This is a genomic window from Bacillus sp. R86525 (assembly GCF_042466195.1).
Classification (GTDB): domain Bacteria; phylum Bacillota; class Bacilli; order Bacillales; family Bacillaceae_G; genus Bacillus_A; species Bacillus_A nitratireducens.
In genome coordinates this window covers 59,193-85,237 of the sequence record NZ_JAXHPX010000010.1, presented here as the reverse complement: position 1 = coordinate 85,237, position 26,045 = coordinate 59,193, and the positions used below count along the sequence as shown (strand labels likewise).

Here is a 26,045-nt window from a genome sequence, read left to right as displayed (position 1 = left end):
GAAGAAAATTAAAACTCAGTAAGGAGTGGTTTCCTAATCTCGCATTGCCCCAGCTTCTCGGGAAGTCATTGCTCCTTGTCCTGCTCTTACATCATTTTGAATTTCTTGTTTTACTTTTTGCGCATCAGTTTCTGCAAAATTTGGTTTCATAATAGAACCAGACTTCTCTATAGCTTTTTTATGATTTTGCATACAAACCCTCCTCAATTTAACATTTAACAATCTTATTTTGTACAAAAGTACACTCGGTATACCCCGAGTAGTTGAACGAATTTCACGTAAAGTAAAGGAGGGGAAATTAAATACGTGGTTTCTGTTTTTAGGAATAGCAAATTGAAATTATTCCAATATCGAGCGCGATTATGGAGCAATACATGTAGAAAATGAACAAACTAAAAAGAAGCAGGTACCTCTGTAAAGGTATCTGCTTCTTTTTACATAGACTCTATAATCATTTGTCTCTCATACCACTTGTTGAGTTTTTCATTAACGCTTTTTGAAATACGCTTCATTTTTTTATTACAGAATCTAGATAGCGTAGCAGGGGATAGACCTATTTCATCTGCTATCTCACGCATTGTTTTATTTTGATGCATATGCTGATTCATAATTTTCTCTCGAATCATATCCTCTGATCCTACAGTAGGTTGTTTTACCGTATCTGCAATATAACGCTCCTCTTGCTTCTCTTGCGTATCTATTGTCTTTTTCTTCACCATACTATCTATATTATTCATCAATTCTTTTGGAGGTAAAATAATGATTCCCAACTTTTCAAAGTAATTCTTAAACCAATTGCGTTCTCCTATCTTTGTTTCATCCAATTCTTCTGCATATGCCCAATGTGAAATGACATTTTCTTTTTCTAAGTCAATTAAAACATTTTCTAGTTGTTCTCGAATTCGATGTGGACGTCCATTCGTAGTTTTGATACCCATTACAGATAGTAAACCTTTTTCTCCACCAATGGAGTATGGTCTTTTTAAAGTACTGTATTGCTGACGGATTCTCCACTGCCATGATAAATAACGTATTAAACGTTTATGAAACTTATGTCTATAGCTATTATACTCTAGTGCTTTTTTCGATAATAAAGCAGTTGTACTATTAGAGCCATACAAATAGCCTGATAAGAAACTACCTGGTTTAATCTTACAGGATTCTATTCCCATATATTCATTAGTATTCTTATCTCTCCATAACACTACAGAATCGAGTACGAATAGCCTTTTGATTACTTCACGTTTTACTTCGAATTGTTTCCCAGTTTCTGCTTGATCGTTCAGTACTACAACTTCATTATCATCATTCAAATAAATAAAGATACTGGCTAAAGCTGCTATACGTTGTGCTATTTTTATCTTATCTTCTGCGCGATAATACTCTACACCGTTTGCAGATGCTTTTGGCATATTGCACAATTCCAATACGTTTTCATAACTAAAATCTATGAATTCGTCTGGAGATTTAGCTTGATTTAACCACTGAATTGTAATAGTATCCAAACAATCTGCTGTAAGGTCATCCATATTACTAATTACTCCATCAACCAATATAGACCATCTTTCTGCTTCGTTTGTGTTAACTAGTCTCAAGTCCTCATCCTTATGTGAGGATAGTTGTGCAACTCCACTTGAATTTTTCGTTTCTAATGGCAATACCGGTTTTGCTACTGCTTCATCTTCCTCAAAATGATTTTTTGCTATTCCATCACGTAGTTGATAATACATTGCGTCATTGGTTACAGGATAGTAATCATCCGATATATCTTCTATATGTTCTGTTACCTGACTATCTTCAAAAATTGAAATTTGAGTTGGTTCAACTGCTTCAACTTTTTCTCCAAATTCTTGTTCAATGATCTTATCTAATACATTTTGAATTTCAATTTTATATTTATCCAGATTGGCATAAATGTTCAACAATGATATTCCTTGCTCTTGTTTCTGACCTAACCAAGAAACAAGTGTTGAAAAGGAAGGGGACATATTAGCTGATGTTACTAATTTATCGTGATTCTCTTGTACTTCTTTATAGTATTTATTCCATTTGGCCCATAACTGCTTGTTTTCTTCATAAATTGGAGCAGCAAGTAGGAGGGCATCACTGAACAATACTAATACTTTTTCCATATTTAAGTACCTCCTAACAATGTTAATAACCAATATAATTTAAATCCTAACACTATGAAACGTCATAGCTATATGATGGCTACATAACCTTTAAGTTGAAATGTTATCCGAATAATCCGCACACTTGTTGATTTTTACTCGTTCTATTGTGGATTATTTAAATTCTCTTTACTTGTCTTTAATTATATAAGACTGCTTCTATTTGTAAAATCATTACTTTACAATACAATTTCAATTTTTAAAAGTTTTTAATGCTCAAATTAAGTTACTGTTACATTCTTAACATCTATATTTTTGATTCAAAAAATTGTAAACCCGAGTAGTAAATAGGTTGATGTAAGTCCTTGGATATCGTATTCTTCAGTTTTCCATTCCCTAAATCTTCTTCATCAACAATAAAAGCTTTTGGGACGACTCGACTTGTTAGCTTGATAATTATGGGGCTTTCCTCTAAAAGAACCAAAACAAAAAATAAAAGCGCTTGCATAATTAAAAATCCGAGTTATAATACTTGTATACAAGTATACTTGATTAACACGAGGTGAATTTATGACGAAATCAATGGAATTTCTTTATCCTGAAAAATGGCTTTCAAAAGCTTCTACAGGTGATCGTGTTGCGAGCGAACTGCGAATGCGCATTATTGTAGGCGAAATTGAAAGCGGTACCATCCTATCAGAAAATAAATTAGCTGCCGATTTTTCTGTAAGTCGGTCACCCGTTCGTGAAGCATTAAAAGTACTAGCTTCTGAAAATATTATTCGCTTAGAAAGAATGGGCGCAGTTGTCATTGGTTTAACCGAGAAAGAAATCGAAGAAATATATGATGTTCGTTTACTTATAGAAACGTTTATCTTTGAGCGACTTGTAAAGATGGACACAAATGATTTAGTAAGAGAACTAAATAAAATAATGGAAATGATGAAAATCGCCATTAAATATCATGATTCTGATGAGTTTTCTTATCAAGATCTCTTATTCCATGAAACGATTATTCGAACCATTGGGCATTCCTACATCCTGATGATCTGGAATAATTTAAAGCCTGTTATGGAAAGCTTAATCCTTTTATCAATGCGTACTCGTTTCAAGGAAAAGTACGAAGACTTTGAACGGGTTATTAAAAATCATGAGCTTTATATAAAAGCAATCGAATCAAAAGATCGAGCCCTCATGATTGAGGCCTTACATCAAAATTTTGATGATGTTCAAGGGAAAGTTGAAGATCTCTGGATGTCACAACAAATGTTATCTAAAGGAGTAGAGCAAGGACATGAGTAGCTATATGTTAGGTATAGATATCGGTACAACAAGTACGAAAGCAGTTTTATTTACTGAAAAAGGCGAGGTCATCCAAACCGAGAATATTGGTTATCCACTTCGCACACCGGATATATCCACAGCGGAACAAGATCCAGAAGAGATTTTCCAAGCTGTTTTACAAGCGATATCAAATATATCGAAACAGCATTCAGATAAAAAACCATCGTTTATTTCATTTAGCAGTGCTATGCATAGTGTCATTGCTATGGATGAAAATGATCAGCCGCTGACACCTTGTATCACTTGGGCAGATAATCGTAGTGAGGCATGGGCACATAAAATCAAAGATGAACTGAATGGCCATGAAGTTTATAGACGAACAGGAACGCCTATTCACCCGATGTCACCATTAAGTAAAATTACATGGATTGTGAATGACCATCCGGAAATTGCTATTAGAACGAAAAAATATATTGGAATCAAAGAATATATCTTTAAACAATTCTTTGATCAATATGTTGTCGATCATTCCATCGCTTCATGCATGGGTATGATGAATTTAAAAACACTAGATTGGGATGAGGAAGCTTTAAAAATTGCTGGTGTAACACCTGATCAATTATCTGAACTCGTACCAACTACCAAAATATTTAGCAACTGCAATCCAGATTTAGCCCAAAAGATTGGTATCGATTCACAAACACCGTTTGTCATTGGTGCCAGTGATGGGGTGCTTTCTAATCTAGGTGTGAATGCAATTCGAAAAGGTGAGATTGCTGTCACAATTGGGACAAGTGGTGCTATTCGGACCATCATTGACAAGCCACAAACAGATAAAAAAGGAAGAATATTTTGTTATGCCTTAACGGAAAAGCATTGGGTAATTGGTGGACCGGTAAATAATGGCGGAATGGTCCTTCGCTGGATTCGTGATGAACTTGCTTCATCAGAAGTAGAAACTGCGAAAAGACTAGGAATTGATCCATACGATGTATTAACTAAAATAGCTGAACGCGTGAGACCTGGTGCAGACGGATTATTATTCCATCCATACCTCGCAGGTGAACGTGCACCATTATGGAATCCAGATGTACGTGGCTCCTTCTTCGGTTTAACGATGTCACATAAGAAGGAACATATGATTCGTGCAGCTTTAGAAGGCGTTATATATAATTTATACACTGTATTCTTAGCGTTAACCGAATGCATGGATGGTCCTGTAACCCGTATTCAAGCAACAGGCGGCTTCGCAAGGTCTGACGTTTGGCGACAGATGATGTCCGATATTTTCGCATCTGAAGTCGTTGTTCCAAAGAGCTACGAAAGCTCTTGTCTAGGTGCATGTATATTAGGTCTCTATGCCACAGGAAAAATTGATTCTTTTGAAATCGTTTCCGAAATGGTTGGCAGTACCTACAAACATACACCGAAAGAAGAAGCAACAAAAGAATACAGACAATTACTGCCGATATTTATTAACCTATCAAGGGCGCTAGAAGACGATTATACACGAATTGCAAATTATCAAAGAAATTTAATAAAGTAAAACTTTCATCAGTAATCCCCCACGCCTCGCTTCTATCTAAATCTCGAGGTGAGGGGGCCTTACTGCCCACGAATAGCGGGATAAATACAAATACAGCTAAGATTAAGGGGGAACTATGATGCCATTAGTCATTGTAGCAATTGGGATTTTAGCATTACTTTTACTGATTATGCGCTTTAAATTAAATACCTTTATTTCATTAATCATTGTATCGGTCGGGGTTGCTTTAGCACTTGGAATGCCACCAGAAAAAATTTTTAAAACCATTGAAGCGGGATTAGGCGGAACACTTGGTCATTTAGCACTCGTTTTTGGACTTGGTGCGATGTTAGGTAAGTTGCTTTCAGATTCTGGGGGCGCACAACGCATTGCCATGACCCTTGTGAAAAAGTTCGGTGAAAAGAACATTCAATGGGCTGTTGTGACTGCCTCATTTATTATCGGTATTGCATTATTTTTTGAAGTAGGATTAGTATTATTAATTCCGATTGTATTTGCGATTTCAAGAGAATTAAAAGTTTCTATCTTATATCTCGGTATTTCGATGGCAGCAGCTTTATCTGTAACACACGGATTTTTACCGCCACACCCAGGACCAACTGCTATCGCTGGTGAATTGCATGCAAACATCGGTGAAGTATTACTTTACGGTTTTATGATAGCGGTTCCAACAGTTGTGTTAGCTGGACCTGTATTTACTAAACTCGCAAAAAAACTAGTACCTGAGGCATTCACAAAAACCGGTAATATCAAATCTTTAGGTGAGCAGAAAGTATTTAAACTTGAAGAAACTCCTGGCTTTGGAATCAGTGTTTTTACCGCTTTACTGCCTGTTCTTTTAATGGCAATCGCTACAATTATTACTTTGCTGCAAAAAACAATGGGATTTACAGATAATAGTTTACTAGCAGCAATCGAGTTTATTGGGAATGCGGATACAGCCATGTTGATATCCTTACTAGTTGCGATCTATACAATGGGATTGGCAAGAAATATTCCAATCAAAAACGTGATGGAATCTTGTACAACAGCGATCTCGAATATTGGGATGATGCTCTTAATTATTGGTGGAGGCGGAGCTTTCAAACAAGTATTAATTGATGGCGGCGTTGGTAACTATGTAGCCGAATTATTCAAAGGAACTTCATTATCACCGATCTTGCTCGCATGGATTATCGCTGCCATCTTACGTATTTCATTGGGGTCTGCTACGGTTGCTGCATTAACAACTGTCGGTTTAGTGATTCCGATGTTAGGTCAATCTGATGTTAACCTTGCTTTAGTTGTCCTTGCAACAGGGGCTGGTAGTTTAATTGCTTCACACGTGAACGATGCTGGTTTCTGGATGTTCAAAGAGTACTTTGGTTTAAGCATGAAAGAAACATTTGCAACATGGACTTTACTTGAGACTATCGTTTCTGTAGCCGGATTAGGATTTACTTTATTATTAAGTTTATTTGTATAGATCTTTCTAAACAGTAAAAGGGATACGGAAGCTGTTTAATGTGATTTTTCATAATTAACCGGTTATTTTTCATGATTGATTAATAAGGATGAAAATTTCTCTTTATTTTTTAACTTGATAGTGATGTGCCGTGTCCCTATAACCTTTTGCACGAATACTGGCGGAGCCTATTGAAATGAAAAAGATTGATTATTTGATTAAAGTGTTATTTTAGGTATATATACTATAATACAGAGTAACATACATGGAAAGGAACGATGGAATATGGCAAAGTTACAAATTGGAGTTGTTGGTGTGGGCGTTATGGGAAAAAGCCTCGCACTTAACTTTGAGAGCAAAGGGTATTCTGTTGCCCTATATGATATTTCAAAGGAAAAAGTTGATGAAATCATTGAGGAAAACCGTGGTAAAAACTTAGTTGGTACTCATATAGTTGAAGAGTTTGTTAACTCACTTGAATCACCTAGAAAGATTTTATTAATGGTTAATGCAGGGGAAATTACAGATAAGGCGATTGATTCTCTAGTCCCTTACCTCGATAAAGGTGATATTTTAATTGACGGTGGTAATACATACTTTGTCGATACAATTCGCCGAAACAAACGTCTTGCCGAAGAAGGAATCAATTTCATCGGTGCAGGTGTATCAGGCGGCGAAGAGGGTGCATTGAAGGGACCATCTATTATGCCAGGCGGACAGAAGGATGCATACGAAAAAGTAAAGGATATGCTTGAAAACATCTCTGCAAAAGTGAATAACGAGCCTTGCTGTTCTTATATCGGACCTAATGGGGCAGGCCACTATGTAAAGATGGTTCACAACGGTATTGAGTATGGAGATATGCAATTAATTTGTGAAGCATATTTCTTCTTGAAACAAACACTTGATTTGACTGCAGAAGAGTTCCATGAAATATTTGCTGAATGGAATAAAGGTGAACTGAACAGCTATCTAATTGAGATTACAGCCGATATCTTCAAGAAGAAAGATGAAGAAACTGGTAAGCCATTAGTGGATGTTATTCTTGATACTGCAGGACAAAAGGGTACAGGGAAATGGACAAGCCAAAGCGCACTTGATTTAGGTATCTCTCTGCCTATTATCACGGAATCTGTATTTGCACGTTGCATTTCTGCTTTAAAAGAAGAGCGCGTGAACGCAAGCAAAGTTTTATCTGGCCCTAAAGATAAAACAGCAATTGGAGTTGAAAAAGCTGAATTAATTGAAGCAGTGCGCCAAGCTTTATATATGAGTAAAATTTGTTCTTATGCACAAGGATTCACGCAATTGAAGGCAGCTTCTGAGGAATATGATTGGAACCTTGATTTTGGCAGCATTTCTATGCTTTGGAGAGGCGGATGTATTATCCGTGCTGCCTTTTTACAGAACATTAAAGAGGCTTATGAGACAAACACTGATCTACCGAACCTTTTACTTGATCCATACTTTAAAGAGATTGTAGAGTCATATCAAGGCGGATTACGCCAAATTATCTCAATGGCGGTACAACAGGGCATTCCGATACCTGCATTTTCAGCAGCAATTTCTTATTATGACAGCTATCGTACTGCCAAACTACCTGCAAACTTGTTACAAGCGCAGCGCGATTATTTTGGAGCGCATACGTATAAACGAGTAGATAAAGAAGGTACATTCCATACAAAATGGATATAAAATAAAAATGGACCAAGATTAAATTCTTGGTCCATTTTTTATCCCGCAATTGGCAGGCTATAAGACTCCCACTGATGGAAGTTTCACTTTAAACGAATGACTGAATCAAAATGCGTTTATTTTTCCCATTTAGATGAAAAACCACATAACCTTTAAGGTGAAATGTTATCTGAATAATCCGCACGATTGTTGGTTTTTACTCCTTTTATTTTGGATCATTTAAATCCTCTTTACTTGTCTTTAATTATATAAAACTGCTTCTATTTGTAAAATCACTACTTTACAATACAATTTCAATTTTTAAAAGTAAATTAGTTAAACACACTGATTTTTTGCTTAACGCCTAGATAACTTGTTACTCTAAGTCAAAACTTAAATCCCCCAGCTGCTTCTTATTTAAAACTACATAGCCTTATCATGGCTATAAACTCTTATTTGAAACTATATAGCTTTATCGCGGCTATAAACTCTTATTTGAAACTATATAGCTTTATCGCGGCCATAAGCTCTTATTTGAAACTGCATAGCCTTATCACGGCTATTGCTTCTTATTTGAAACTATATAGCCTTATCATGGCTATAAACTCTTATTTGAAACTGCATAGCTTTATCGGGGCTATAAGCTCTTATTTGAAACTATATAGCCTTATCGCGGCTATTACTTCTTACTTGAAACTATGTAGCCTTATCATGGCTATTACTTCTTACTTGAAACTATGTGGCCTTATCATGGCTATTACTTCTTACTTGAAACTATATAGCCTTATCACGGCTATTACTTCTTACTTGAAACTGCATAGCCTTATCATGGCTATAAGCTCTTATTTGAAACTGTATAGCTTTATCGGGGCTATAAGCCCTTATTTGAAACTGCATAGCCTTATCGCGGCTATTACTTCTTACTTGAAACTATATAGCCTTATCGGGGCTATTATACTTCTTATTTAAAACTATATAGCTTTATCTTGGCTATTACTTCTTATTTGAAACTATATAGCCTTATCGCGGCTATTACTTCTTACTTGAAACGGCATAGCCTTATCATGGCTATTACTTCTTACTTGAAACTATATAGCCTTATCGCGGCTATTACTTCTTACTTGAAACTATATAGCCTTATCGCGGCTATTACTTCTTACTTGAAACTATATAGCCTTATCATGGCTATAAGCTCTTATTTGAAACTATATAGCTTTATCGCGGCTATTACTTCTTACTTATAATAATGAATAGCTATATTGTGGTGATAATTTCGTAATTTATGAAACGTTATAGCTATATGATGGCTACAACTTTAAAAAAATGAAACGAGAATATCCTGAAAATCATTCGACTAAAAAATTTTTTATTCTATGTAATTTACTAATAAACGTTGATATAAAGCCATTTCATTAAATATGAAAGAAAACTCAATAAAATCATTATAGCTATATGATGGCTACAACTTTCACTTTAAAACTTCAAAAAAATCTATATATACCAAGGGTTACAGCAGTTTTCAATAAAATATAACTTGTTTTAAAAACATGAAACGTTATAGCTATATGACGGCAGGAAACATGAAACGAAATGAAACGTTTATAGCGGTATGATGGCTACAACTTTTCATTTAAAAACAGTTATAACTCCCTATATATCAGTGTTTATACGAAATCTATAGAAATTTCTTAGTCAATCCAAAACATGAAACGTTATAGCTATATGATGGCTACAACTGTAAAACGAAATTAGCGTAAAACCCTATAAAATCAATGGTTTAGTAAGATTCACCCCACTGCATACTACGTTTCATATTCAAAAAACTTCATAGCCCTATGGTGGCAATAAACTTTTTTTCATGAAACGCCAAACCCCTTGTCCCCCAAGGGATTGAGGCACGTTTCATTTTTTTATTTTTCCTCTTAAAGGGACAAATTTCACCAATATTCGATTTGATATAATCAAAAATGAAATTCTATATCTAATTGTGGGGAAAACTGCAACTTAAAATAAAAGGAGGTGAAAAAGATGGCAAAACCTTTCGTTATAAAGAACAAACGTAGTTTGAATGGTGAAACAACAACACCAGTAATTGTAACAATTAAATCATGGCAAAGATTAGTAGATGCTTTAGAAGGTAAGTATTACAGTTTTAAAGATACTTATCTAGAAGACATTGTGAAGTCAATGTCCTATGAAGAACGAATTGCAGATGAAGAGGGATTTGTTGAACAAGCAAAGCCATCTTTTTCACTGAAAATGAAAAAGATTGTAGATAAAGTAAGTGGATTTGATAAAAACGAAGGCAGAAAACATAAGCTATATGGTATTACAAATGCTGATCTAGAAGTATTTCTATTTCTTCATAAAAAATGTAATACATATGGTGAGCTTTCACATGTATCAATCCACATGCTTTGGGAAGATTATAAAAATTATAAAGAAGCCTTTGCACATATTCACCACTCACAATTTTATGTGGCTTTGAAGAAGTTAAGTTTCCATAACATCATTACAATTGAAAATGAGTACAGTGGTAAATATAAAATCACCTTAACTGATTTCATGAATAAGGAAACGAATAAAGCAAATGCATATACATTTATTAGCCCGATAGTATTTACCAAAGAATTCTTTGAGTTATCCATTGCAGCTAAGAAACTATTCATGGATGTAGCAATGCAGCAGAAACGCGAAACTACCCTGAAACGTTCTTTATTCAAAGTTGATGAACAAGGAAACTCAACACACTTTGGTGGTATGTATCGTTACTTACATAAGAAATACCCACATCAGATTCGTGCTGTACTTGAGGAATTAGAAACAAAACTTTCTGCTACTGGATCTCCTTTATTTAAAATTTGCAAGTTAGAAAAAGGGAAGAGGAATAAAAAGCAATACACAACATTGCATTTATCTGTACATCCTGATTTCTTATGCGCGAAAGAAGAAGGAGCAGAATACCGTGATCCATTTACACCACGAGATACATATAAGCGTAAAGTTAAATTCATTGAGAACTTGTTAGTTGAAATGAATATTGCTGAATGTGCAAAGGATATGAACCAATTTATTAACGTTTTAAAACACTCTTGTCACCGTCAAATTCGCCAAGTAGTTCGTGGCTTACGAGAAATGATTGATCGACAAGAAGGATATCCGAAAAAGCTTGTTTATACGCTAAGTAAATTATTAAAGCAATCTTCTCAATATCGTGTATTAGACACAGCTGCTAAAACTGGAATTTATCCTTTAATTACACACAATATACCTAAACATGATCAAGAAGAGGCCATTTTTAAATTTGGTACTCATTTTGCTATATACTCTTTACGAAATGTTCAAAAGCTATTCCGTAAAGCGCATGACCTGCTTCATGCGAAATATGCTGTACCTGTAACTATAGATGCTTACCATCGTAATTACATGCAGTATCAAGAGGAATCACTATTTAGAAAATATGCTTATGAGCAAGAAGTAAATATTAACACATATACAGCATTAGAAATTGAAATTCGCGAACTCTTAAAGTCTAGTGGTCATAAAGGAAATCAAATCCCTAGTGATATTCGTGAACTGTTCATTGAAAAAATTGATAAATTGCCGAAGGAAAAGATTCGTGTAATTGAGGTCCCTAAAGACTTTGATTTAATTCAGTTTCTACAGTCCTTAGAAGCATATTACCGTTCAACAAGTGAAATACCACATACGGTTGATCAGCTGCTTCCAGCAATGTAAAGATACAGCTCTCTATTTTTGAAAAAACAAAAGTGGAGGGCTATTCGTGTTGGCGATACCCTGTGAAATGCATTACTTCAAACAAAACAGAGAGAAAGTTTTCAATTTTAATGATCACGCCTCTCTATTTTTTATGCAATTACATACATTGCACGTAAATCAAAATGAGATATTCACAATTTCCGAGTTATTAAATCTGAATTTTCAATCCTTTTGTGTCATTTCATCTACAAAAAAGCAGAAATATTTTTTATAATTCTGTTGATATCTTAATAATTTTGACCTGATGTGTATAACATAAAGCCTTAAGTACTGTTCTTATCATGTTCTATCTCTAAATCTACTTAAAATCAGAAAAACTTCTGTTAATTCTGTTTAAAAAGTGGATTCTGTTCCTAACTTTGACCAATTTGTTAATAAATTGTGTGTAGTTTTTAAGAACTGTGGAAAGTTTGTTCATAAATCAGCAAAATTTGCATTTATTATTTATTCATTCACTCGCATCAAATTAACGATGATTATATGTAGTTTTTATATACCTACTTTACGATATTTTGTAGTTTTTAATCATCATCCAGCTCATTAAGTACATTCCCAGTATTTACTTTTTATGATTTTTTACGGCTAGAGTAATTATGAACCCTTAGCACAACAATGTTTTAACACGATTTTTTCTCTGTATAAAAGTATTATCTTTTTTCTTTATATATATTAAAGATATATATTATATTAGGTTTTTATATTGTGTAATACTTACTATAGAAAATTGACCCTGTGTAAAACCAATTTCATTTCTTAATGGAATTGGTTTTTTTTTGTACTTTAATAAACATTATATTTAGTTTTAGTCTTTCTAAAAAACTTTGATATAAAACATATATTTTTTTTATTTTCCTTAGATTTCCGAAAAAAGTAAATCATACTTAAAGTAGATAGTTGATTAGTGGAAATTACAATGAACTTTGTAATCTCCGAACCATTTAAAAAGAGAGGTGAAGACATGGTAAAAAAGAAATCCCAGAAAAACGCCGAAAAAAAGAAATTTACATTTTTTAAAAAAGCAAAGAATAAAACAACTGAAATATTAGATATGCAACAAGAAAATTCAGAAGCACTTAAAGAAAAGAAGAAACGTAAAACAAGGGAGAAAGTTCCAGCGATAACAGGAAGAAAAGTAGGTAAGGTTACATTTTGGTGTGTGATGGGATTTGTGTTTGCAGGAAGCTCCCTTTCATTTATCCAACTTGCTGGTCCTCCTAGAGCAGTAGCTGTTCAGGAAAAGAAGGAGGAGCCCGTAAAAATTAAAATGTCAGAAGCAGAATTAATTGCATATGCGAATAGTTTTGCCACTAATTATTTTAATTGGAAAGTTGATATGAATGTAGCTGAAGAACGAAAAAAACGATTAGAGAAATTTCTAGTTGAAGGATCCGATGAGCAAGGTGGATTAAATAGAGATACTTTAAAAAATGCTTCTAGTACTTTAGTTAAATCGGAAGCAGTAGAAGTCCGGCAAAAAGGAAATGAAGCAGAAGTTACATTGAAAATCATTCAGAAACTAGAACCTGTAAATAATCCTGCACCTGGAACGACACAAGCTTCAGACACACCTAAAGAGCCAAAAGAAGTTACAAGGTACTTCTCTATTCCAATTTTAATGGAGTAGGGGAAGATGGTAGTCCCTAACAATCCTACAATCGTTCATGGAGAGAGAGAAAAGGCACCTTATAAAATAGCCACTTTCAAATCAGAAGGACGAGAAATTAATACAGAAGCAGAAATTAAAAAAGTAGAACAATTTTTACAATCTGTATTTAAAGTGTATACAGAAGGAACACCAGAAGAAATTGCTTACTACTTTGAAAAAAGTAATATAACAAATGGACTAAAAGGTATTATGACATTTAGCAAATTAGAAAACCTACGAATTTATGAAGATAAAGATAAAGGGTACAGGGTCTTAGTTGATGCCAAATTAAAAGATAATGATAGCAGCTTAGAGTACACATACACATATGATTTAAATCTTGTAAATAAAGATAACAAGTTTTCAATTAGCTCTATGAAGAAATTTGAAAACACATTAGAGAAAGTGGAGGGTAAATAATTATGGAGCTTTTGGGATTAGATATGCTTGCTCAGCAGTTACCTGCTATTACAGATGCAGCTGTAATAGGTAATATAAATTTTGGAGTAAATATTAAAAACTGGTTAGTAGCTCAATTGAGCCCTATATTTTTAGTTGTAGCACTTATTGGAGTAATCGTCTTTGCAGTTAAAGGACAAATGGCTGGTTTACTTGGTTGGGTAATTGTTTGTGCACTATTATCAGTTTTTGTATTCTCACCAGATATTTTCAAAGATCTGGGCACAAAATTATATAATTTAGTATTCAAGTGATAAATTGAAAATTCCTAAAAATATTAAAGGGGTTGGTTAAAATGACTCAAAAGCCGACTCGTAAAGAAGTTAGGACATACAACTCGATATGGGATATCCCTAAGAGTTTATACGGGATAAGGGACTTAACACTCCCTTTCCCAGTTCCTTATAGACAGTTGGGCTTCTTTGTTGGATCTTTACTTTTAATTTTTATTCTAGATCAGTTTTTACCTTTAGGAAATAATGTGTTTATAAAATATCTAATATTACCAGGTGGAATAGCATACTTCTTTGGCAATGTAGAATTAGATGGAAAAAGCCCACATAAATTTTTATTTCGATTTTTCGTGTTTATGTTCGAAAGTAAGAAGATTAGCCGCTATAAAGATACAACTGGTAATATTGGAAACTATCAATATAAAACCTTAATACGATTCAAGGATGATTCAATCAATAATAAGTAATTAATTAATTAATTAATTTATACGGAAGAATTATTTTAGTCTCATATTCTTCTCTAAGGAGGGTAAAATGAATCGGGTTGAATTTCCGGTCAAATACTTTCACGATAATTTGATTTTTAACCAAGATGGTTCTTGCTGGGCGTATTATGAGGCATACGGAATACCATATGAATTCCGAGGAGATGATGATAAAAATACCTTATTCATGCGCCAACTTGGATTGTTTTGGAATCTCGATGAAGAAAAGCACCTCTTAATGATTCCTGTTTATCGAAATTTTCAGGAAAAAGCCGATGAATTTAAAGGTACAGTAAGCGGTGAACTAAAAGAACTTGCAATTGATCATACAGATGATGTCGTACATGAGCTAGAACGAAAATTTGGGAAAAATGCAGTAGAGTACCGATATTTTATTGGCGTGAAATTAAAGGTAAGACACATACAAGAAGGGCTTAAAGAAATATTGTATACAGCATTTCATACCTTTAAAAATACTGCAGAACAGTTTGGGTTACTTGGTGATACTAAAATACTAAAAACTGATTTGGAGATGTTTAAAAGAGAAGCTAGCGCTTTTAAAAATAAAATAAGAAAACATTTGGCTGTAAGGGCTCTAGAAACTAATGAAACACAATGGGTTATATTAAGAAACTTCTATCGCACATTAGAGGCGCCAGTAACTGCTGGATGGACACCTCTCGTACAAAATGACGACTCTGCAATCATACCAAATCAAGAAAGCTTATTACGTTTATCCGAGGCAGAATTTGATGTTAAAGGAAGACATATTGAAATGTCTCAGATTGGTACCGACGGGTTAGAATATCCAGCATATATGAGCTTTTTATCGGCTTCTAAAATCCCATATACGATGGAATTTCCAGACCAAGAGTGGATGTATATGATCCAAAATATAGATTTCCCAATTGAACTAAGTGTACGCACAGAAAACATTAACCATCGAAAAGCACTATCTAAACTAAATAAAAAGAAAAAAGATTTAGAAGATCAAGAAGCACATGCTAGGGAAAATGCACAAACTGTTGGGTTAAACGTGTATGAAGGTGTTCAAGAGGCTACTGAATTACAAGCCCTCATACAAAAGACACGTATGCCATTGGTTAAAACATCGGTATCTTTCTGTATATGTGCTGAAGATTTAGATACAATGCGTCGAAATACCAATTCACTTATTTCTATTTATAGAGAGATGATGATTGAACTAGTAAGACCATATGGAGATCAATTCTTGCTATTTAATGAATTTATCCCTGGTTCTAGAAGGTATGTGAATGATTATATACACTTTATGGAACCTGGAGTGTTGGCGGCCGGAATGTTTGGTGCAACACAAGATTTGGGAGATAATATAGGGTTTTATATTGGAACAACTGGTATTTTAAACAAAGCAGTCTATATGACACCTTCTCTCGCAGCAACAAATACAGTTGCAAATCAAAAAACAAGCGCACTTTCAGTTGCAGTAACAGGAAGTACTGGTTCTGGTAAATCATTTGGAACGAACTTAATTGTTTACCTAGCGGTACTAGGAGGAGCCCAAACACTGATAGTCGATCCGAAAGGTGAGAGGGGAAACTGGACAGAAGATTTACACGGCTTAGAGGGTAAGGTAAATGTAATTACACTAGGGACTGATAGACGAGATGAAGGGAAACTAGATCCATTTATCATTCATAAGCATAGCCGAAAAGATGCAATTGAGTTAGCGATGACAATTCTTACTTTCATTACAGGTATTAAACCTGATAACTCGGAAAGATTCCCGCGCTTGGCTTCAGCCGTAGAATTCGTAGCAGGAATGGAAGAGCCGTGCTTAACAGCTGTATCTCAATACCTTGAAGATAGTGAGGATAAAGTGGATCAACAATTAGCCGCTCATATTCAAGCATTTGAGAATTTATCATTTGCACACTTAATCTTTGGTGATGGAACAAATAGAGATATTGAACTTGATACAGCAGTAAATATCATACAAATTCAGCATCTTGGCATGCCAGATATTCAAAAAGATCCGAAAGATTATACCTTACAGGAAAATTTATCAGTTAGTATGCTGATGTCTCTATCTTCCTTTGCAAGAAAATTCTTTCAAAAAGACCCTACTAAATTCAAAATTGTTTTATTGGATGAAGCATGGACAATTATGGGGACTTCTCAAGGGCGAGAGTTGGCTCGTAAGCTAGTTCGTGAAGGTCGTGCCTTAAACTCTGCAGTTTACTTTGCAACTCAAAGTGCAAGTGACCTTGGGGATGAGACATTTAAGAATAATATAGGTATGAAGTTCTCATTCCGTAATACAGACAGTAAAGAAATTTCTTCAATCTTAGATTTCTTTGGACTACCTGACAATGAAGAAAATCATGCAATTATTACAAATTTAGAAACAGGCCAATGTCTGTTCCAAGATATTTAAGGCAGAACAGGTGTTGTCATAATGGATGTAGTGTTTAAGGATTTATACGATGCATTCGATACAAGAACAAATGCAAGAAAGAATTATAGAAAGTCAAATGATGATGAAAAGAAGGGGGAGAAAAAATAAATGTAGGAGTGAGTTGATATGGTAAAAACTAAATTTAAAAAAGTTATACTAACAAGTCTATGTGTAGGTACTCTTTTCCTGAGCGCGGCATGTGGAAATAGTGAAACAAATGTAGGAGAAGAAAAAGATAAACAGGGGCACACTCCTAGAGAAATGATGCTTGACTTTGTAAACGCAGATTTACGACATGATTATAAAATAATACGTAAATTAGTTGTCGATGGGGAGAAAAATAAAATATTGGATCCTAATAAAGGACCTCAAAATAATTTATCTTACAAAGATTACACAGTAAAAGAATATGTGATAGATAAGGATACAATTATGTATAACTTTATTTCAAAGAAGCCCCCTAAAAATATAGATAAAGCAGTGAAATGGGTAAGGGTCGTTCGTACAGAAGATGGATTCAAAGTTCGAAGTTATACTGGCCCTGAACGAAATGAAATTGATGAAGTAGCAAATACTAAACCGACTAATGAGTTTAGTTCAAAAGATTAATAGGTTTCCCATAAAGGGGGAGTAACATGTAATGAAAAAGTTTATTACCCTATTGTTATTAATTTGTACTTTGCTTTTAGTATTTAATTTACTTTTTAAAGCTACACCAGTCTATGCGGAAGAAGAGCCAAGACACTCTCTTATTGATGACATTATTCCGAAAAGTAAAGAGAAATTAAAATTTGAGGAATATCCACCAAGTAGTTATGGCATCGATGTTTATACTCCAGAAGGTGGATTTGGAGAATCTCTTAAATTTTGGAAATGGAAAGATAATATTAAAGAACAAATTGTAGCAACTATTTTTATATTAATTAGTATTGCATGGACAGTAAACCTTGCAATTAGTAGTTTGGTCACAAGTTTGGTAGGCCAATCAATGAGTTTAAATATAGTTGCTGATGTTGGAGATAAGTTGGGTGAGGTAATATCGAAAACAGCAGGGTTCAATGGTTCTTGGGGGAATGGAATATATAGTGAACTAATTGGGCCCATGTTAGCTTTACTAGCATGCTGGGTTATCTGGGTAGGCTTTATACAAAGACGTCAGTCGGAAATGCTAGGAGGATTGTTAAAAGCATTAGGTATTTTAGTTTTCACTCTAGGTTTTTTTGCGAATTCTAGTTATATCATCAAAGGATTAAACAATTTTTCAGAGCAAGTAAATAAAACTGTTCTTGATACATCTCAAAGTATCAGTGGAGCAAGTGAAGGACATTCAAGTGGTGTTGATTCCATTACTGATTTAACACACACTCTATTAATAAAGCAACCTTATACATTATTACAGTTTGGCACAACAGATATGAAGAAAATCGGTGATGAAAGAATAAAGAAAATGTTAACAACGACAGATCCTGATGAAAGAAAAGCTCTTTTAAAGGATGAAGTTGAGGTTCAGAAAAACCAAACACTGTCGTTAGATGCTACTTTTGAGAGAGGGGCACTCGTATTACTACTAGGTGTCATTAATGCTCCTTTATGGATTGTTTTGGGATTATGCAGTATGGCGATGTTATTTTATCAATTAATGTTTATCATCGTAGCGCTAATGTCACCTGTAATGTTATTAATGGCATTAGTACCTGCGTGGACTGGAACTGCTAAAAAGTTCTTAGCTGAACTGTTTAGAACATTGCTTATGAAAGTTGCAATTGGTTTCCTGGTAACTTTAATGTTTTGGGTATCGTCAATTTTGTTCAGTGCTACTGATAAGTATGGATACTTAGTTGTAGCTATACTACAAATACTTTCATTCTTGGGTGTTTGGTTATACCGTAAAACAATTTTCGATGCAATTACTACAGTACCAGCAAATGCAGGGGCAGCAAGAGCTTCAGATGCTATGAGTAATATTAGGCAGAAATATCGTGATGTTAGACGTGGATCTAAGACAGTTGGAAGGGGTGTAGCAGTAGCTGGAGCCGCAGGTGTTGCAAGTGCTGCGGTGGCAGGAAAAGTGGGTAAATCAGGCTATAGTAAGTTTAAACAGTTGAAAGAAAACTATGCAGATAGAAAAGAAAAGGTAGCAGATGGCAAACGCAAGGAAAAAGAACAAATGCAAGCAGAAAAAGAAAAAAATATTAATCAAATGAAAAAAGAAGAAAATTTAGGTGTTCGCGATAGAAAAGGAAATCAGGAGCAAGAAAGGGCTAAGGAAGAAGTAGCCGCAACTAAAGAGAATCCAGAATTAGCAGTACGAGGGAAACATGAAGATAATAATCCTGAAATACAACAAGCAGAACTAAAAGATAAAGAAGAGGATGTAAAAGCGGATGTTAAACCAGTAGCGCAATCAAATGAGGAACTAAATAATAAAGAAGATGTAAAAGCGGAAGCAAAACCAGTAGGAACAATTAAACCACCAACGGGTCAAACAAAATCAATGGATGGCAAACCGATCACAACACCATCACCAGCGAATCCGATGGATGGCAAACCAATCACACCACCACAGTCAGGGACAACACCATCACCAGCGAATCCGATGGAAAGTAAGCCAATCACACCACCACAGTCGGGAACCACACCATCGCCAGCGAATCCGATGGAAAGTAAGCCAATCACACCACCACAGTCGGGAACCACACCATCACCAGTGAAACCGATGGAAAGTAAGCCAATCACACCACCACAGTCGGGAACCATACCATCACAACCGAAACCGATTGAGAGTAAACCAGTCACTACTTCACATGTAAGTACGCCACAAAAACAAGTAGAGGTAAAACCGGTTAATCCACAACAAACTAAAAATGTTCCTAAAGTGAATAATCAGCAACAGGTAAAAGAAGGGGCAGCAATTAAAAATGTTGACACGAAAGCACAAACACAACAAGAAGCCTTAAAAAATGTAAAAGCAAAAAAGAACATAAAACCAAAATAATTCAGCTCATGAGGGAGGGTTTATACATTGAGTGCGGAACCAAATCGCGACCTTGAAAATGAACATCATCCTGAAGCTGAACTAGGGAATGCTAAGCCTGCCTTGAAAAAGGCAGGCCATTCTTTAGGGAAGGCGGTTGGTAAAGGATCAAAATTAGCGGGTAAGGCAGTTGCACAAGTAGGTAAGAAAGTAGCAGTTAAAGTAGCACAGAAGGCAGCTACAGTTGCTGTTGCAAAGCCATTATTAATAATAGCCGGTGTTATTCTGGCTGTTGTTGCAGGTCTAGGTTTAGTGATATTTTTATTAACTGCTACAATGGGTGAAGATGAAGTCAGTCCTGGAGGAATTGGTGGTCCTTTTGCCCCAGGTACTGCAAGTGTTAGTCCTGAGGTAATGAGATGGGAGCCATTGGTAAGGAAATATGCGGCGCAACATGGCATAGAAGCAATGACTCCATTAATATTAGCTCTTATTCAACAAGAAAGTTCTGGGACACAATTGGATGTTATGCAAAGTTCAGAATCACAAGGGTATCCTCCTGGGTATTTTACTGATCCAGAGGAAAGTATAAAATATGGTTTAATGCATTTTGCTGATTGTCATAAAAAATCAAATGGTGATCGAAATACTACATTACAATGTTATAACTATGGAACCGGATACGCTAACTATGCAGTTTCGAAAGGTGGATATACACACGAGAATGCAAGGGCATTTTCTGCAGAGCAATCAGCTAAAAATGGTTATAGATGTGCATCATGGCGAAGTGCGGAGGCAGTAGCTAATAATTGGTGTTATGGTGATCCAGACTATGTCCCACATATTATGAGATACTATCAACCCGGTCAAACCCCTGGTGGTTCTGGTGGAATTGCTGGCGGTAGCGTTTTAGGTGATGATGTATTCCAAGCCATTATGGCAGAAGCACTAAAGTATCAAGGATGGCCATATGTTTTTGGAGGGCGAACACCAAATACGTCATTTGACTGTAGTGGAATTATTGAGTATACGTATTCAAGAGTTGGTATTAATTTATTTGGTACTGCACAAACCCAATGGGATAAAACCCAACGTGTAACAGATCCTAAGCCAGGAGATTTATTGTTTTTCCATAGTACTTATGCTACAAGTAACTACATTACGCATGTTGGCATTTATGTAGGAAATAATACAATGTATCATGCTGGCGATCCGATTGGCTATGCTGATTTAAGTAAATCATATTTTCAACAGCATTTTGCGGGATATGGTCGTGTAGTTAGATAATAATGCATGTAACGCCTAGCAACTTATGAAACTGCGAAAAGGAGGTAAATGATGAAGAAAATTACCATTATAATAGCAATTTTATTAATAGTTAGCGTAGGGTTTTTAATAAAATATCAATCTGATAATGAGAAACTTAAAACTGATAATATAAAATTAACGAAAAAAGTGGAAAAGGTGGAGGCACAATACAATGATACGAAAAAGGAGTTATCAGCTCTAAAGAGTAACAATCAACAACAAGTAAAGGAAGCTGCAGAACGATTTCTTAAAGCTTTTCGTACTTATGACACTGGTAAAGGCGAATCATACCTTGCCAATATTGATGCATATATAACACCAAATGCAAAGAAAGAATTAACACCACCAGGTGGACCAACACAATCTACCCCTGGAACTGGAGATGAGAAAGAAAAGAAGAAAGTTTCATTTCAATCTGAATACACAGGTGGCGAGTTGTATTATGCATTTTTGGATACTACAAAAGCAAATGTATTAGCAAAAGTGAAAAGTAAAATTACAGTTAATGGTGTTTCATCTGATAATATGTCATTAATGCAAATAAATCTTATCTATGATGGAAATAAGAAGTTATGGCTTGTTGGCAAGGTTATCCCACTAGCTGATTTAAGGGATCAGATGCCGTAAATCAAAGTACTATTATTTAGATTAAAATTTAGTTTAAGGTGGGATTGTATGTGAATGGAGATAAAAGACTGAAAAAACCGGTGGTAAGTTTTATATTATTAACCAACATTATTTTTTGGCCACTTTTTCTTCTTGTAGGAATCACAGAGTTATTAGATTTTCCAACGTGGATTTTTGATGTAACACTTTGTATATCAGCTTGGTCTTCCACTTTTGCTTTTGTGTTGCTATTTAAAAAACTATATCCTGGACAGAGTTTTATTCGATTCGTAAAAGCTAGATTTAAAAATAAACTTAGTTTCCCTATAGTAAGTATGATTTAAATAAATATATTTTTGACGATGTTGTTTCTCGTGTCGATTAACAGTGAAGCAAACTCGATTTTTAATAGAACTACTTGGGGTGTGTTAATTTATTACTTTGTTAAAACCATTGTGTCCGGACCACTAGGAGAAGAATTGGGGTGGAGGGGGTTTGCACTAATGGAGCTTCAAAAAAAATATTCTCCACTAAAATCTTCAATAATTATTGGTTTTTGGTGGGGAATGTGGCATTTACCTATATGGTTTACTACAGGTCTTACAGGCAGTAATTTAATCAAATATGTTTTGTTTTTTATGATTTCAATTATAACTACTACAATTATCATGACAGCATTTTATAATTTAAATCAAAATTTAATTATTCCAATGAGTATCCATTTTTTCTTTAATTTATTTATTTGATAGTTGCGATTTTAATTATAGTTTTAAATCCAAAGAAAGTATTATACGGGAATAAAGCTTTATAATGTCCTGAGAATGATAGATTAGCAGAAAGGTATGAGGATGGACGATGTACTAGCACGTATATTAAGTAAGTAACCACCATAATAAGCCTGTAAGCCGTTCTACCTATGAAATGCTAAAACGCAGCATTTTCAGGTCAAATTAACCCGTGGGATTTAAGAGAAGAACCAAATAAGACTTGGATGCATAAAGGAGAAGCAATAATAATCATTCGAAACGAAATTGTAACATCTTCACCCCTATTCTATATCAGAATTATATAGAATAGGGGTGAAGGGATGGATGATAGAGAAAAAATGATTACATTTTTTAGTGAATTCTGGAAAGTGAATTCGGTTAAAATGCTGGCTGAATTGTATCCAGAAAACATTAAAAATCATTCGAATGTTTATAGTTAAATATAATCTTTTTAATGTTTTTTAGAGAAACTTGTATACCCCTAACCTCGCGTAATATCAGAGGAGGGGATCTTCTGTCGGAAAAAGATAAAAACAGCTTTTCCAGAAGCTACGGTAAAAAATAAAACTTTTACTTAGTTTGCTTTACTATATATTGAATGTAAGCGGTTTCTATTCTTGGCGAAGATACTTAGAATGTGACCTTAATGAATTTAGAAAACTGAAGGGGGAATCATAAGTGGTTGAAAAATTCTTTACAATATTAGAAGATGGGGGACTTCATGCGCGTCCTTCAACAACATTAGTTAATGCAGTTAGCTCATTTAAATCAGAAGTGAAGCTTGAGTATAAAGAAAAACAAGTGAATTTAAAATCTATTATGGGTATTATGGCACTTGGTGTTCCAAAAGGCGCACAAATTAAAGTGATTGCAAAAGGGGAAGATGAAGAACAAGTACTCCAAGGTGTAAGTAAAGTAATGCAAACACAAAGTATTGGCGCATGATAATAAGTAACGTTTTGAATGGTTTATATAATAAAAGGAATTTCCAACGCGAAAAGGTATTATCTAGAAACTCCTGAGTCAATAACATATAACGGTATATCATATATTAATAAGTATTGAAAGAGTATCAAAATTCCCAATAGAGTTAACTTCTTGGGAATTTTGATGCTTACTAGTAAGGGCAATGTAGTGTTATGTTATTACATTTGGATATTAGTGTATACCGTAACATAGTTGGAATTTTAAAATCAATACATATAATCTAAAGTGTTAGTTATAAGGAAAAGTAAAAATATTCTTTGAAGTAATGTATATAACTTAGAAGGATATAAGAGATAGGTGAAATTCATGAATACAAGACAAAGAGAAATTTTGTTTCTGTTATTATCTGAATCTAATGATTATTTACTAGTACAAGACCTTGCTAATCAAGTAAATTGCTCTGAAAAAACAATTCGTAATGATTTTAAAGCAATTGAGGATCACCTCACGAATTACGCGAGTGCAATTCTTGTTAGGAAGCCGGGCTTAGGAGTTTACTTAGAGATTGCGGAATATGAAAAGGTAGATTTGTTTAATAAACTTTACTGCATAAATAATCGTACAAAGTATGAATCAGATGAAGAAAGAATCCTGCAAATTGCTTATAACTTGTTAATGAATGTAAAGGCAGTCACTGCACAGGATATGGCTTCTCAACATTTTGTTAATCGTACTACTATAAAGAAAGATTTAGATAGAATTGAAAAGTGGTTATATCATTTTGATTTAACTGTTGTTTCAAAGCAGAGGATAGGACTGTTTGTTAAGGGAACTGAAAAGAATAAAAGAAAAGCCTTGGCTAGATTATCAGATTTAATTCGTAATTCAGAGCTAACGAATCAATTTATTAAGGAACAATTTTTATATCATGAGGTTGAATTTGTTACGAATGAATTAAAAGCGCTACAAAAGCGACATGCATTATTTTTTACAGATGATGCATTTGAAAGTTTATTAGTTCATACGTTGCTGATGGTACGGAGAATGAAGCTTAAGCAATCGATTTTAACTTCTAAAAGGGAAATTAAAATAATACAAGAAACAAAAGAATATAAATGGACATTGGAGTTTTTAAAACGATTAGAGTGTGTTTTCGCTGTTCATTTTACAGAAGAAGAAGCTACGTATTTAACAGCTCATATTTTGGGCGGGAAATTCCGTTATCAAGACAAGCCAGGGGAAGGTAGTAAACTTACTGAAAGTAATCCAATCCTTTCTAGGGTTGTACATCAATTAATAAAACGAATGTCACAGTTGTATGAAATTGATTTCAGTAGAGACCAAGTTTTAATTGAGGGATTAACAATTCATCTATATACAACGTTGAATCGCTTGAACTATGACCTCTCTGTATCCAATCCAATGCTACATGATATAAAAAAAATGTATCCTTATATGTTTAATATGTTGATTCAGGTATTAGAAGAAATAAATGAATCTCTAATTCTATATATTCCGGAAGAAGAAGCAGCATATCTTACGCTACACTTTGAAGCATCTGCTGAACGGTTAGATCATCAAGAAAAACTAAAAAATGTAATTATAGTATGTCATATGGGAATTGGGATGTCACAGTTGTTACGGACAAAAATTGAGCGGAAATTTCGCCATATCCATGTGATGGACTGCATTGCAAAAGCTGATTTACAAGATTATATAATGAAACATCATGATGTGGAACTCGTTATTTCTACCATTGCCCTTACAAAATTACTTATTCCTCATATCGTAGTATCCCCATTATTAGAGGGAGCGGAAGAAAAGAAGCTAGGAGATTTTATAAAAGAATGCGATGAACCGAGTTATAAAGAACAAAAAGACTTTGTTATGCTTAATTATACATCCGCATTTTTAGTATTTTTACAACAGGACGTGCAGCACCCATATGAGCTAATTGAAAAGCTAGCACATGCTTTTCATAGCAAAGGCTATGTAGATAAAGAGTATGCAGAAAATGCAATTATAAGAGAAAAGATGTCAGCAACAACGATTGGGGCAGGGATTGCAATTCCACATGGCAATCCGAAATTTATCCAAGAGTCGGTAATTGCAATTGCTACATTAAAGGAACCAATTGATTGGGGATCAGAGAAGGTGTCACTTGTATTTATGCTAGCAGTTAAAAGTGATGGGAAAGAGGTAACGAAACAGTTATTTCATGAGTTATCCTTCATAAGTCAGCGACCATACTTTATTCAAAAGCTTACCAAAGAAACAAACGTAATGAAATTTTTATCGCATTTACATAATTAAACGAAAAGTGAAGGCAGAAATACTTCGCTTTTTTGTTTATTTCGGTAAAAGG

General features: G+C 34.5%; 15 protein-coding genes and 3 pseudogenes. 16 read left to right on the top strand and 2 right to left on the bottom strand.

The features are described 5' to 3' along the window. Positions 1–33: 33 nt before the first annotated feature. Positions 34–192, bottom strand: coding sequence for a hypothetical protein (locus SJY24_RS30590; RefSeq protein ID WP_001179369.1), 159 nt, complete (start codon positions 190–192; stop codon positions 34–36). Positions 193–434: 242 nt separating this feature from the next. Continuing rightward, positions 435–2,132, bottom strand: a complete 1,698-nt coding sequence (locus SJY24_RS30585) for a helix-turn-helix domain-containing protein (protein ID WP_377867398.1) — start codon at positions 2,130–2,132, stop codon at positions 435–437. 549 nt (positions 2,133–2,681) lie between these two features. Here SJY24_RS30585 and gntR point away from each other — a divergent pair. The 16 genes and pseudogenes from gntR (at position 2,682) to SJY24_RS30505 (ending at position 25,993) form a co-directional block, all read left to right on the top strand. Further along, entirely contained in the window at positions 2,682–3,413 is a 732-nt protein-coding gene (gntR, locus tag SJY24_RS30580; RefSeq protein WP_377867397.1) for a gluconate operon transcriptional repressor GntR, read from the top strand. After that, a complete protein-coding gene (gene gntK, locus SJY24_RS30575; RefSeq protein ID WP_377867396.1) occupies positions 3,406–4,941 on the top strand; it encodes a gluconokinase in 1,536 nt (511 codons plus the stop codon). The genes gntR and gntK overlap by 8 nt, the downstream gene beginning before the upstream one ends. 118 nt (positions 4,942–5,059) lie before the next feature. Continuing rightward, positions 5,060–6,406 (top strand): gluconate permease GntP, encoded by a 1,347-nt coding sequence (gntP, locus tag SJY24_RS30570; RefSeq protein ID WP_377867395.1) that lies wholly within the window; start codon positions 5,060–5,062, stop codon positions 6,404–6,406. 264 nt (positions 6,407–6,670) lie between these two features. Continuing rightward, complete coding sequence (gene gndA, locus SJY24_RS30565) at positions 6,671–8,080, top strand: NADP-dependent phosphogluconate dehydrogenase (RefSeq protein ID WP_016514213.1); 1,410 nt, start codon at positions 6,671–6,673, stop codon at positions 8,078–8,080. Positions 8,081–10,087: 2,007 nt separating this feature from the next. After that, complete coding sequence (locus SJY24_RS30560; protein ID WP_377867394.1) at positions 10,088–11,797, top strand: hypothetical protein; 1,710 nt, start codon at positions 10,088–10,090, stop codon at positions 11,795–11,797. Positions 11,798–12,797: 1,000 nt separating this feature from the next. Continuing rightward, positions 12,798–13,904, top strand: a pseudogene (locus tag SJY24_RS30555) (conjugal transfer protein). 2 nt (positions 13,905–13,906) lie between these two features. Next, positions 13,907–14,197 (top strand): hypothetical protein, encoded by a 291-nt coding sequence (locus SJY24_RS30550; RefSeq protein WP_377867393.1) that lies wholly within the window; start codon positions 13,907–13,909, stop codon positions 14,195–14,197. A 41-nt stretch (positions 14,198–14,238) separates the two neighbouring features. Next, positions 14,239–14,643 carry a TcpE family conjugal transfer membrane protein gene (locus SJY24_RS30545; RefSeq protein WP_377867392.1) on the top strand — a complete coding sequence of 135 codons (405 nt, stop codon included), beginning with the start codon at positions 14,239–14,241 and terminating at the stop codon, positions 14,641–14,643. A 67-nt stretch (positions 14,644–14,710) separates the two neighbouring features. After that, positions 14,711–17,223 (top strand): annotated as a pseudogene (locus SJY24_RS30540) (ATP-binding protein). 1 nt (position 17,224) lies between these two features. Beyond that, positions 17,225–17,707, top strand: a complete 483-nt coding sequence (locus SJY24_RS30535; RefSeq protein WP_377867391.1) for a hypothetical protein — start codon at positions 17,225–17,227, stop codon at positions 17,705–17,707. A gap of 31 nt (positions 17,708–17,738) precedes the next feature. After that, positions 17,739–20,093 carry a CD3337/EF1877 family mobilome membrane protein gene (locus SJY24_RS30530; protein WP_377867390.1) on the top strand — a complete coding sequence of 785 codons (2,355 nt, stop codon included), beginning with the start codon at positions 17,739–17,741 and terminating at the stop codon, positions 20,091–20,093. Positions 20,094–20,120: 27 nt separating this feature from the next. Next, positions 20,121–21,359 carry a bifunctional lytic transglycosylase/C40 family peptidase gene (locus SJY24_RS30525; protein ID WP_377867389.1) on the top strand — a complete coding sequence of 413 codons (1,239 nt, stop codon included), beginning with the start codon at positions 20,121–20,123 and terminating at the stop codon, positions 21,357–21,359. 51 nt (positions 21,360–21,410) lie between these two features. Next, the gene (locus tag SJY24_RS30520; protein WP_377867388.1) at positions 21,411–22,007 is read left to right on the top strand and encodes a hypothetical protein; all 597 of its coding nucleotides are present in this window, start codon (positions 21,411–21,413) and stop codon (positions 22,005–22,007) included. A gap of 50 nt (positions 22,008–22,057) precedes the next feature. Then, positions 22,058–22,797: pseudogene (locus tag SJY24_RS30515) on the top strand (lysostaphin resistance A-like protein). Between the two features lie 634 nt (positions 22,798–23,431). Continuing rightward, a complete protein-coding gene (locus SJY24_RS30510; protein ID WP_377867387.1) occupies positions 23,432–23,698 on the top strand; it encodes a phosphocarrier protein HPr in 267 nt (88 codons plus the stop codon). Positions 23,699–24,046: 348 nt separating this feature from the next. Next, on the top strand, positions 24,047–25,993 hold the full coding sequence (locus tag SJY24_RS30505; protein WP_377867386.1) for a BglG family transcription antiterminator: 1,947 nt from the start codon (positions 24,047–24,049) through the stop codon (positions 25,991–25,993). Positions 25,994–26,045: the final 52 nt, after the last annotated feature.

Excerpts from the sequence above, each read along its gene's own strand:
- gntP (WP_377867395.1), top strand. The coding sequence starts at position 5,060 with ATGCCATTAGTCATTGTAGCAATTGGGATTTTAGCATTACTTTTACTG.
- gndA (WP_016514213.1), top strand. The coding sequence starts at position 6,671 with ATGGCAAAGTTACAAATTGGAGTTGTTGGTGTGGGCGTTATGGGAAAA.
- SJY24_RS30550 (WP_377867393.1), top strand. The coding sequence starts at position 13,907 with ATGGAGCTTTTGGGATTAGATATGCTTGCTCAGCAGTTACCTGCTATT.
- SJY24_RS30505 (WP_377867386.1), top strand. The coding sequence starts at position 24,047 with ATGAATACAAGACAAAGAGAAATTTTGTTTCTGTTATTATCTGAATCT.
- SJY24_RS30585 (WP_377867398.1), bottom strand. The coding sequence starts at position 2,132 with ATGGAAAAAGTATTAGTATTGTTCAGTGATGCCCTCCTACTTGCTGCT.
- SJY24_RS30545 (WP_377867392.1), top strand. The coding sequence starts at position 14,239 with ATGACTCAAAAGCCGACTCGTAAAGAAGTTAGGACATACAACTCGATA.
- gntK (WP_377867396.1), top strand. The coding sequence starts at position 3,406 with ATGAGTAGCTATATGTTAGGTATAGATATCGGTACAACAAGTACGAAA.
- SJY24_RS30535 (WP_377867391.1), top strand. The coding sequence starts at position 17,225 with ATGGTAAAAACTAAATTTAAAAAAGTTATACTAACAAGTCTATGTGTA.
- SJY24_RS30520 (WP_377867388.1), top strand. The coding sequence starts at position 21,411 with ATGAAGAAAATTACCATTATAATAGCAATTTTATTAATAGTTAGCGTA.
- SJY24_RS30590 (WP_001179369.1), bottom strand. The coding sequence starts at position 192 with ATGCAAAATCATAAAAAAGCTATAGAGAAGTCTGGTTCTATTATGAAA.
- SJY24_RS30560 (WP_377867394.1), top strand. The coding sequence starts at position 10,088 with ATGGCAAAACCTTTCGTTATAAAGAACAAACGTAGTTTGAATGGTGAA.
- gntR (WP_377867397.1), top strand. The coding sequence starts at position 2,682 with ATGACGAAATCAATGGAATTTCTTTATCCTGAAAAATGGCTTTCAAAA.
- SJY24_RS30530 (WP_377867390.1), top strand. The coding sequence starts at position 17,739 with ATGAAAAAGTTTATTACCCTATTGTTATTAATTTGTACTTTGCTTTTA.